The 10443-nt window shown below is 40.5% G+C and carries 10 protein-coding genes; 4 read left to right on the forward strand and 6 right to left on the reverse strand.

The features are described from left to right. The coding region (locus tag C7B70_RS23900) for a hypothetical protein (RefSeq protein ID WP_233221101.1) at positions 1–606 on the forward strand (606 nt) is incomplete at its 5' end. 75 nt (positions 607–681) lie between these two features. Here the strand turns inward: C7B70_RS23900 and C7B70_RS23905 are convergent. The 6 genes from C7B70_RS23905 to C7B70_RS23935 form a co-directional block, all read right to left on the reverse strand. Continuing rightward, positions 682–1440: a hypothetical protein gene (locus C7B70_RS23905; protein WP_106371422.1), complete on the reverse strand. Its 759-nt coding sequence runs from the start codon at positions 1438–1440 to the stop codon at positions 682–684. Continuing rightward, positions 1424–1585 (reverse strand): hypothetical protein, encoded by a 162-nt coding sequence (locus C7B70_RS23910; RefSeq protein ID WP_199192512.1) that lies wholly within the window; start codon positions 1583–1585, stop codon positions 1424–1426. The genes C7B70_RS23905 and C7B70_RS23910 overlap by 17 nt, the downstream gene beginning before the upstream one ends. A gap of 94 nt (positions 1586–1679) precedes the next feature. Then, positions 1680–1910, reverse strand: a complete 231-nt coding sequence (locus C7B70_RS23915) for a hypothetical protein (protein WP_106371423.1) — start codon at positions 1908–1910, stop codon at positions 1680–1682. Between the two features lie 34 nt (positions 1911–1944). Next, the gene (locus C7B70_RS23920; RefSeq protein WP_106371424.1) at positions 1945–3369 is read right to left on the reverse strand and encodes a hypothetical protein; all 1425 of its coding nucleotides are present in this window, start codon (positions 3367–3369) and stop codon (positions 1945–1947) included. Positions 3370–3392: 23 nt separating this feature from the next. After that, the gene (locus tag C7B70_RS23925) at positions 3393–6689 is read right to left on the reverse strand and encodes a DUF3987 domain-containing protein (RefSeq protein ID WP_106371425.1); all 3297 of its coding nucleotides are present in this window, start codon (positions 6687–6689) and stop codon (positions 3393–3395) included. An 873-nt stretch (positions 6690–7562) separates the two neighbouring features. Further along, the gene (locus C7B70_RS23935) at positions 7563–7721 is read right to left on the reverse strand and encodes a hypothetical protein (protein ID WP_106371427.1); all 159 of its coding nucleotides are present in this window, start codon (positions 7719–7721) and stop codon (positions 7563–7565) included. A gap of 97 nt (positions 7722–7818) precedes the next feature. Here C7B70_RS23935 and C7B70_RS23940 point away from each other — a divergent pair, with 97 nt between their 5' ends. From C7B70_RS23940 to C7B70_RS23950, 3 genes are all read left to right on the forward strand, one after another. Next, the gene (locus C7B70_RS23940; RefSeq protein WP_106371428.1) at positions 7819–8181 is read left to right on the forward strand and encodes a hypothetical protein; all 363 of its coding nucleotides are present in this window, start codon (positions 7819–7821) and stop codon (positions 8179–8181) included. Positions 8182–8427: 246 nt separating this feature from the next. Next, complete coding sequence (locus C7B70_RS23945) at positions 8428–9540, forward strand: hypothetical protein (protein ID WP_106371429.1); 1113 nt, start codon at positions 8428–8430, stop codon at positions 9538–9540. Positions 9541–9561: 21 nt separating this feature from the next. After that, positions 9562–10401, forward strand: a complete 840-nt coding sequence (locus C7B70_RS23950) for a hypothetical protein (protein WP_199192513.1) — start codon at positions 9562–9564, stop codon at positions 10399–10401. Positions 10402–10443 lie beyond the last annotated feature (42 nt).

The raw sequence follows: 10443 nt of genomic DNA on the forward strand, positions 1-10443 counted from the left end.
CCCAATGGACTAACGGTGATTCTACCCGAACACGCCGCAGATTTTGTCGCCGCCCTACCTATTGAGAAGTTTCACGGGATTGGACAAGTCACTGCTACCAAAATGCACAATTTGGGAATTCATACTGGAGCAGACCTTAAGCAATACAGCCAAGCCGAGCTAGTGCGTCACTTCGGCAAGGTAGGACATTTCTATTATCTCATTGCCAGAGCCGAGGATAATCGAATAGTCGAGCCTAACCGCCTTCGCAAATCAATTGGTGCAGAAACTTCGTTCACCAAGGACTTAGACGACCCACAAGTAATGAGGCTTGAACTAGAAACTATTGCTGTAACTATCCAACATCGCTTAGAGAGCTACCAAACTCTGGGACACACCATCACCTTGAAAGTCAAGTTTGCCGACTATGAACGAATCACGCGCAGTAAAACTGTAACTGCTGCTGTTGGGAAGGCGGAAGCAATTAGCCAGGTAGCCCAGGACCCGTTAGCATCGGTTTCTCTAGAGGGACGCAGCGTTCGGCTATTAGGTATTTCCCTTTCCAATCTCGACGCAACCACTGAACCCAAAGCAATTCAACTATGCTTGTTTGAATCTAGCTGCTAGTTTTGGCAGTCCAACTAACAGCACTAACAAGTGGCTACCCGCATCAGATAGTTTTTTTGGGCTTGTTAAAGCTTTTTAAACACCTTCGGCTTGCGGATTAGTTCGTCCTTCCTCCTCTACCAGAGCCTGTTCTGATGATTGTTCTTCAGATGGCTTACTCTTTAGTGGCAATGTATCGGTTGCAGCCTCTGTACTTCTAATAACGTTCTCTTGCTTATGCTCTACTAGCTTCGGCTTTCCTAGGGAACGACGCACAAAACATCCCTTACCCAAAACCAGTTTCGCTTTTTGCCGTTGCACTTCTAATTCCCAAATTTGCCCTACAGATTCGCCAGGCAAACTACCTACAATTTCTAGGGCAAAGGGTTGATATTTCAAACCATCTTTTTTATCTTTACGTCGCTGTTGGTTCCGCCGGATAACAATAGTAATCCTTCCGTTTGCCACCGACTCGATTTGTCCTACTAGCCTAAACCCATCAACTTTTCTTTGATTGTCTTTCTTTAGCTTAGGATCAGACGAGCTAATTGATTCTAGCTTGTTAATATTCACCAGCAAAAAACTTAGTGGCTTTGTGCTTGGGTAAACTGTCCATAAAGCATCCTCTGGGAGCAAATCTAGCTTTGTGCTGTAATTGGGAAACTTCTTGTTCAGTTGATGATGCAAGCGCCCCTTTAGTTGTGCAGGGACAGCAATACCGTCCTGAGTGACCAGCATTCCACAATCTGGATTGTCCTCGCTCGGCTGATAATTGCCAGTAACCCAGCCGATAGCCTGATAGGTAATTGCTTTATTACTCCTTTGAGCTTGGTTTGTTTCAATTTTCAATTCCATAACGTTGCTCCATAAAAGTCAGCAATTCGGCTTCAAAGTCGTCTAAATACGTCTGTCGTCCGATTGATTCCAAAATTGTATAAACGCAACGAGACAATAAGCCACTTTCTCGCAACCGCCTAATCCGTTTGAGCGTCTCTGTCAACTAACGCGCGAACATCCGGTAAATCAATAGAATTAAGGTTTTATAGCTTTATAGCAAGCTCCCCCGTCCTAAACAATAACTACTTATTCGGTAATTAATTATCGAAGTAGCACTGCTGCTTAGATTTAAGCATCTGCTTTAGAAACTGCTTCCATACAGCCGCCTCCTGTGGATTCGGATAACGACCAACTAATGCCACTAATTCCTGTACGCTTTTGCTGCTTAATTCTACTTTTGTTCGGCTGCCCAACAAGCAGATTGCTCGTTCTAACTTTTTCTCAGATTGAGGAATCTGCGGCGGGGATTGCATTTTTTGCTTAGGCATAGTCCTATTCCATCCTTAAAAATTGACTTTAATCTTAGTGAATTTTGTATTCAGTCTCCATAAATGCCAACAATTTTTCCTCAAAATCGTCTAGATAAATCTGTCGCCCAATTGATTCCAAGATTGTATAAGCACAACGAGATAACAAACCGCTTTCTCTCAGTCGCTTGATCCGTTTGAGCGTTTCTGGTAACTGACGGCGGACATCAGGCAAGTCAATCGGATTAAGATTTTCTGGTTTCACAGCAAGTTCTCCGTCATAAACATCAACGGCTATTGTAAAGTCTCTCACTTCAAATGCGATCGCCCAACAGCCATTATATTTTCGTTCCGCTCCTTCTAATCTAGTCAGGATGAACGCATCACCGATAGTGCAGAACTCACTGGCTTTAACTAAAGGCTTTTCTTTGAGGCGTTCAACGATACCTTTGACAACTCGACGAGGGGCAACTTTCCCTCCATAAGATTCGATAGCTTCGCTCCAAATTTCTATCTGCTTTTGTGGAGGAAAACCAGCAATATCTCTAACTTGGGTTTCGCTAGTTGGCAGGACACGACAACTAATAGTTGTCGTCAGCAGATTCTCAAAAACCTCTGCTGCTGCAATCAAGTAATTTACAGCTTGCTTAGTTTTACCGAAGCGATCACGGCAATAACCAATAAAATCCGCAGGATGAGTAACGCGATAAAGGCGGCGATCTCGGATTTCTCGAAGTGCAGATCCCGACTCGTAAAACGCTCGTTCTACTTTTAATTCCAATCGATGCCGCTCTTTTTCCTCGTCTTCGGTTAATTCCTCAATTTGGATAGAAATAACTGTTGTGTCAACTGTAACTATTGCTTTAGGCGCTTTCTCCTTTAATTCTTCTGTTGACTGGGTAATCATTTGGGTTTCCTGGGTAAAACTAGCGCTATGTGTTAACTCCTCATCGCCCTTGCTCTCCGTTTGTGTAAGTTCTTGAAAAACTTCTTCAACTTTCTGCCATTCCTGGCGCTCAAAAACCATCTCATCGGTCGTCTCTACCGCCCCACGAGCTAGTAGCCGCTCTACAGTAAAAATTTTGCCAGCTTCTTCATGACCATCACGAATTTTTATGCGATCGCCTACCGCAATAATTTTTGCCATCGCCGCACCATCAATTTGTAATAAATTCGGCTGTTCAGGAATTTGTAGCTCACCATCCCAACTCACCCATACTTCACCCATACCCCCAGGGGTAATTTTCAGTTCCTTCACGATTCCAAGTCTGTTTGAATTAAGGCGGTGTACAGGCATTCCAATTTCAAAAACAGCCCAAGCTTGTAAATTCTGGCGCTTACCCAAAACCACTGCTAAATCTTTCTCAAGCTGTCTATGTTCCTTGACCTTGCTTCTTTGTCCGCGCAGGTTATCTAGGCTATTATGCAGTCGGTTTTCTTGCTTAGTCAGCAAGGATATTTCTTCAGTAACGCTAATCATAATTATTGATTTTTGCGAAAGGATTAATTTCTGACAGAGACTCCACAAATTCCATCCGTACCAAAAACTGGGATATTTTTACCACTTGCGCGATCGCAGAAAACCCAAAGCTCTTTATTACTGCCCAAACCTTCAACTGAGACAAAAGATAAGTTCGATAGCAGTTCCATCCGCGCCTGATTGATAGAATCACCACCAACACGAGAAATCGTGAAGTGCAAGCGTTTGAATATCCAGTTGAGCATTTTGATTGGTATCCAATTTAATTCTTTAAGGCTTTGAGGTTCCCTACACAAAAACTCAATTAATACTGAGGCAATTTTTTTCCTTTGCTCTTTATCAAACTGATTCATTACATCAATTAATTTTTGACTATCTTTTTGCAACTCTTCAGCTATTTCCATCCAGGTAGTTGATTGCAACAGTAGTAAGGCTAGGTTATGAGTTGGTGCTATTGGTGTACTATTGGTGGTATCACCAACCGCCTCTATCTCAGCTACAGAAATAGTTTCAGCGTTGTTATTGGTGAATTGGTGAATTAATGGCTCTGGTAAAAGTTGGTGTGACGGTGGAAATTGGCTGTGGTTCTCTAGAGTTATAACTGGAGAAAAACAAACAGATGTTGCAACTTCACCAACTTCACCAATTGATGGTTGTATTTTATCTATAGAGAAGGTTTCAGCGATTGGTGACTCCACCAATTCTGCACCAACCTCCACCAATTGTTGAGTCAGGGGAATATATTTCATCTCACTACCCTCCCCTTCAATTCGCCCATGTCCCGCCGCCGCTAATGTTTTGAACACTACTGTGCGGATTTTTTCTACTGCCCAACCTTTGAGGGCGTTAATTCTGGTTTTGAGAAACGAAGCATTTAGTCCCTGCTTGGACTTGGCAAAATATTTCTCGGCTTGGGTTTGGACTTTGAAAAATATGCCTTCTAGTTTTCGCGTTGGCGCGTTGTTGCCGTGAATTAATTTTTGCTGCCATAGGTAGAAAGAGGAAATTTCTATCGCGTGACGCATTGTCTCACCATCAATCGTTGGTTCCGGTAACTTGCCAGCACAAACGGCGTTAACTATGTGCAGCCACAAGGCAATTCTTGCCGCGTATGCTTCGATTTTTGCGTAGACAATCGAGAAGCCAAAGTAGTTTTCCTCCCTTTCGTCGTCGGCTAACGTATGGTTCCAGGCTTGAAATAGCACTTTTGCTTCCCGTGTTAGCAAATAATCTTGCTGGGGCAATTGCTCTAATTTTTCGTACAGCCACTCTAGAGTTTCGGTAAAATTACTATTTGCTTTTGGAGTAAGTAAGTCAAGATATCGAGGTGGGGCATCGAGAATTGAGCAATATAAAAATCTGGCACTGTAGCCGCTAGAGATAAAATTTACGTCATCGCCCATCAACCGCGCTAACGTATCCCATTGGTAAGTGCCTGTTTTGCTAAAGGCAGTGCGACTTAAAAACAATCTCGCATCGTGGCGATCGTAGTTGATTGCAGCACCATTGAAAAAACTTAGCTCTAGTTGCAAGTCGTCTCCCTTTCCACCGCCTTTGTATTGGTTCAAGCGCTGGTAATCAGCGACAAGTTCGTCTATGTATTCCAATAGTCCGCGTGGATTTTCTTGGTGGATGCGAATTTTGGTAGAACTTGTCACGTTACTTAAAAGTCGCCGCATTCTTACAGGCGGTTTCTCGTCAGATTTTTTGTCTCGTTCGTGATCAGTAAGATTTGTATCGTAAATTTCTTTGGCTTCTCCCTCCATTTTTTCTAGCGGGGAAATTACTTCTTTTTGCGGCGGTGTTTTGGCTTGCCCAGAGTGATTAACGTTTGCTGTCCAAAATATGCAGTCTTGGGTATATCCAGACACGGGATCAATAACAATTCTGGAGCTTGTGCCAATCCTGGAAGCGCAAGCAGGCAAAAGAGTGTTAAACAGGTACTCTGGCGCTGTAGGCATTGCTAAAGCTTTAGCTATTAGTGGTTCGGCTAGAATCGGATTAAGGAATTGGCTAATATCTAAACGTTTGCGGCAGTTTTTGATTATTGGTGTAAAAGATTCAATGGCGGCAACTACTTCCGTTGCTTGTTCTCCTTCGGTGCGAATAATGCGCGCTAGGTTCTTAATTTCATTGAAGGATTTTTTCACATCGGCAGCTAAGTCCATTAGTGCTGCCGTTTGGGTTGATTCGGTTTCGTAGCTGGCGAGAATGTGTTTTATGCGATCGCACAAGTTTATCCCCCCACTGGAATTTGGCTTATTACTACTAGGACTAAAACCTTTAGGACTGGCGTTGTTTTTGACATGGTTCTTCCAATACCAGGCACGGAGGCAGTTTTCTACTCCATCGGGGGTGCAACTAGGCGCAGGATTGCTTTTAGCAGCACTTGCCCAAATTGATTCAATTTCTTTGGTGGGCAAGGGGGGTGAGCAACGAGCGCCATAATGAGCTAATAATAATTGTGGGTTGCCATCAAAACTTTGTCCGATGGTTTGCAAATAAGAAGCCGTGCCGATTAGGTCACGGGCTAGTTTAGCGCCCCCAAAGTTCCGCCCACCTTGAGCGCAGCCGGATTCTAGTAGATTACGGGATTCTTTAGCTAAACAAATTTCAATTGGTACAGTCTGGGGTACGGGCAGCGAAATATCTTCGTAGCGCTCTTTAGTTGGCGTTGGAATACTTGGGCGTGTTGTGCTTTGAATAGGAGGTTTGACTAGAGATTGGAGGCGCTTGCTTAATTGCTCGTAAGAATATTTAATTCCCGATTCTTGTACGATCTCTGTCCGTCGCGGCTCTCGTCCGGGCTTGACGTGCCACCCTCCAGCTAGGCGAAATACTCTTGAGGGATTTTTATTAATAGGGTCTGCGCCCATTATCTCAATTAGCGATAGTTGCAACTCCCGCCACTGTTCTACAGCTATTGGTGTGTCGAAGACCCAATAAGGTTGAGCGGATTTATCGCCGCTATATACAGTAAAAGTTGGCTCGAAAAAGCCCAATATTTCCCAGTGCAATAACTGGTCTTCAACCGGGCGATCATCCCACTCGCAAAATATCGCCGCGCACTGTTTAATATCTTTGTCTTCGTGTCCGCCGCCAGCACCGTTAACTACTATATATGTGCCGCGCTCGTCTTGTTGGTAGGATGCGATCGCTCGATAGTCGAGAGTATTTAATTTCCGTCCTTTGTCTTTATCTTTTCTATCATCGCTGGAGTGGTAGAAAAAGCGTAAAAAGGCTTGATTGGAGGTGTAACCAAGGTAGGCTAGTTGTTTTTCGGCTAAGGCGCGGTCTGTTTGAGGAAATTGGTGAGTCATGGTTTTTTACTTTTTGTGGGTGAACCAAGACAACCCCAGGAAACCTTTGTAATTTAGGATTAAATTTTGTTAGACTAATAGTGAGATATTCGTGGCAGTCCTATGTTTTTTCCTGGGGTTGTCTCGTTTTTTTAATAAATCAACTGAATTTCTTGGAAAGTCCCGCAGGTTTTATTAACTACGGGGTAATATTTCCGTGTCCAAGCTGTTTTGTACAAGCGGCAAGCACTAATACAAAATTCATGCCTAAAAGTCTTGCTACACAAAGCTTTTAGGCACTTAAGGCTTTCCATGCAAGTGCCTAAAAAGGGTGTTTTTTCCCAAAAAGTTTGAATTTTGCAAGGACAAATCCAAACTTTTTTAGAAAATAACTTGCCAAAATGTACGCTAAAGTTGCATAATACTTTTATAAGTATCACGTCTTGACCTCCAGGTGAATGAGTTGGTCGAGGCTCCGGCGGAAGGAATGATAAACGTCTGCTCCAACAGACTTTTCCAAAACGCCACCGGAATTTATTTAATTAAAATAAGTATACGCTAAGAGTGAGATTTTGTGATTGTGTGCTTGAGCTAATTTTTTAGTAATACTCCTTCCGTTGTGATTTTTGTTCAAAAAGCTTGCAACAAAAGAAACTTTAAATCGCGCTTTTGGCGGTTTTCAGTAACTGTTTTACTGCTTAAGCTGTCGCTTAAGACAGCGTGAGAACTTTGATTTACAAGTGCAAGGAGAAACATTACAGTTTCACAATGCTAAATGAGTATTGCTTGTCCGATGACTGCTAATTTAGATAATAATTATCTTATACCCAAAAATAGGCTTTTTGACTAAACAACCAATATTTGTATATTTTAGCAATTAATAGTATTTTTGTACTACTTAGCTTTTTTTTGTTCGTCGCGTTTTTCCACAGCGTTAGTTATGATTGTTCCTGCTAAATTACTTAGCGAACGATTTTCAGAAGCTGCCCATGCCTCAAATGCTTTATACATTTCTTCTGATAAGTAAGCTGTTACTCTCCACTGTGAAGGCATTTTAAACCAGAACTCTTTTAAATAATAATGACCTACTTTGACATTTAGTAACGTAATTAGGCAAAAAGTACGTCAATATACGTCACTCTGTGTTAAAGTGACGTATATTGAGCTAGTAGATAAAAAGATTGTGCAAAGCCTTGATTATCTTGTAAGAACTACTATTCATAAAAAAGATGCTCAGAAACTTACCACCCTGGCGTTGCATTATGGAGAGCGCTTGGAGAAATTAAACAACGAAGGTAGGTTAGGTCTTATAGCTGCATTGTCAAGATATCTTTACGTTCAAAGTATAGTTGAGGAATATTCTATAATTGATGCAATTACAGATACCTTTATTAATTTGGACGAAAATATTTGTAAAGTTCTATCAAAATTGGATGGCTTGTCAAGTCAAAATATTAATCTGTTAATTGAAATGGCTAAGATCGGTCAAGGGATAGCTAGCTTAACAGATTAATCTTAAAATATCCAAAGCTCCAACAGTCTATCAACGATAGGTAGTATGCCTGTTCTTTAATAGGAAGCTTTGAAATAAAGTTTGAGCAGTTTTAATGTGAAATCTAGTATAAAGAGCTACACACGGATTTTTAGCTGTGGATTGAATACTCTATTTGCGAAAAATGCTAGCATAAATGGTAATAAACTAAAAACTACCGCAAGCATACGGTGTTTGTAGTTAAGTTATTGTATTATTTTTTAGTTAATGATTATTAATTCAGTTAATGGTTTTGAAAAATTAGTTGATTCAGCTAAACAGCTAGAAGACAAAAATATAATCAAGCTTATTAAGTCGTTATTACCTCAGTTAAACTCAAGAAAGCTACAACATTTGGCAGAGATCCTTGAAACTGCTATCGCCGACGCTTTTGAGGCAGAGAGCGATGTTCTAGAAGGACGAGCGAAGTTTTTATACAAAACAGTAAAAAGCAATAACTATGTATCTTTGGTAGCTTGGGGTAAGGACGAGTGTAACGAGTATCTAGGCCCCATGCCGTTTTTACCAGGCATCACTTACAAGCTCACCCACATGATAACTGGAGAGACAAAGACTCTTAAAGGACATAAGCTAGAGAGAAGGCAAAATCAAATTTATATGGTAGTTGAGGAATTAGATCCTATTCACAAAACTTTAGACTATCTTTACTACGACCGCGATTTAGAATTTCCACGCCGTCCTCAAGATGTTTGTATAAAAACAGTCTTCTCTAAAAAAAAATGGCAGATTGAGAAACTAACCCATACTTCAACTACTGATATTTCAGTTAAAGAGAATACAAACCATAATGGCGTACTTGATAAGATTCTTAAACCTACCCATCAACTAAGCTTGGGTTCAGAAAAGAAGGAGGTTTCTAAAGATTCTGTTTCTAGTAAAAAACTTAATTTACTTGGAACTACGAATAGTTCTAAGTCATCTTTAGTTCGCAACTCAGCTAGAAGGCAAGCTTCTTTAACTACAGTTCAAGTCAATAAACACTCCATAAACCAAGTAAAGATTTTAATGGCACAGTGGGTAGAACTTACTAAGGTTCTACAATTTGATTATCATTGGCAACTGGTAACCACAGAGAATGCTGTGAGAATTTACGAGCGATCGGGTAGAACTTTGGTAGAATGCAATGATAATTCTCATATTGTAACTGCCAAATCTCCACACCTTCTACTAGAATCGTTAATAAACAATTTAAAATTTGTTAGCAACTCATCACAGATAAGTGCCGACAAAAAAAACCTGGTAGATAATTACTTGTTAAGGTTTAGCAATGCTCCTAAAGAGGATGCTACTAAATTACTAGCTTATATTTTTTCTCTATAAAGCTAATAGCTTGCCTTTACTATGTCTCCAGCTAAAAAATCTAGAGGTAAAAAAATGACTGATAACCACCTGCAAAAAAGACTTGTGATTGTAGTAGGAGATAAGGGAGGAGTAGGTAAAACTACTTTTTCTAGAGGATTGCTTCAGCTATACATTAATAACAATATTCCTTGTATCGCTTATGATGCTGATAGTAGAAATCCCCAACTGCAAAGATACTACAGAGACTACCATAAAGGCATAGTAAGATTTGTAGATTTTTTTGCTAGGGGTGCGGCTGACGACCTTTTAATTGATTTAGAGAAAGAAAATTTTCCTATTTATTTATTAGATTTACCCGCCCAATCAGGAGGCTTTTTTGAAAGTTATGTTAAGGAGCTAAGTTTCTTTAAAATTTTAGAGTCAGAAATTAACTGTAAAGTTACAATGGTTTCAGTAATTAGCAGGGTATTAGATTCAGTTAATTTATTGGAATATCTTTATAATTACTGTCAAGATCAAGTAGACTACGTTGTAGTCAAAAATTTATTTCATGGAGCAGAAGAAAAATTCGAGCGTTACGATGACTCGAATCTACGCCATCAGTTGAAAGAAAAGGGTTTAATTGAAACTGTCATGCCCGATATGTTTTATAAGCCTTATGATTTTTTAGACCGCTATAGCTTAACTTTTAATCAAGCATTAAACCATTCCGAATCAAATATTGTTATTAAAGCTAGGATATCTGCCTGGCTTGGAGATTTTGAGGAAAGGACAAAACCAGCTGCAAATCTACTTGGATTAAACTTTCCTCCAGCATCTGGTCATTACGAAAAAATGCTTCAGTCAAAGGCTGAGATAGAGATTAATGAAGTGACGTAGGTATTTATTTCATGATTAAAAGGTTTGTAATTACTATCGGTG

Origin of the sequence: Chlorogloea sp. CCALA 695 (genome assembly GCF_003003885.1) — a bacterium.
GTDB lineage: Bacteria > Cyanobacteriota > Cyanobacteriia > Cyanobacteriales > Chroococcidiopsidaceae > Aliterella.

Coding starts and splice junctions, on each gene's coding strand:
- C7B70_RS23905 (WP_106371422.1), bottom strand. CDS start 1,440: ATGGAATTGAAAATTGAAACAAACCAAGCTCAAAGGAGTAATAAAGCA.
- C7B70_RS23915 (WP_106371423.1), bottom strand. CDS start 1,910: ATGCCTAAGCAAAAAATGCAATCCCCGCCGCAGATTCCTCAATCTGAG.
- C7B70_RS23920 (WP_106371424.1), bottom strand. CDS start 3,369: ATGATTAGCGTTACTGAAGAAATATCCTTGCTGACTAAGCAAGAAAAC.
- C7B70_RS23925 (WP_106371425.1), bottom strand. CDS start 6,689: ATGACTCACCAATTTCCTCAAACAGACCGCGCCTTAGCCGAAAAACAA.
- C7B70_RS23935 (WP_106371427.1), bottom strand. CDS start 7,721: ATGCCTTCACAGTGGAGAGTAACAGCTTACTTATCAGAAGAAATGTAT.
- C7B70_RS23945 (WP_106371429.1), top strand. CDS start 8,428: ATGATTATTAATTCAGTTAATGGTTTTGAAAAATTAGTTGATTCAGCT.
- C7B70_RS23950 (WP_199192513.1), top strand. CDS start 9,562: ATGTCTCCAGCTAAAAAATCTAGAGGTAAAAAAATGACTGATAACCAC.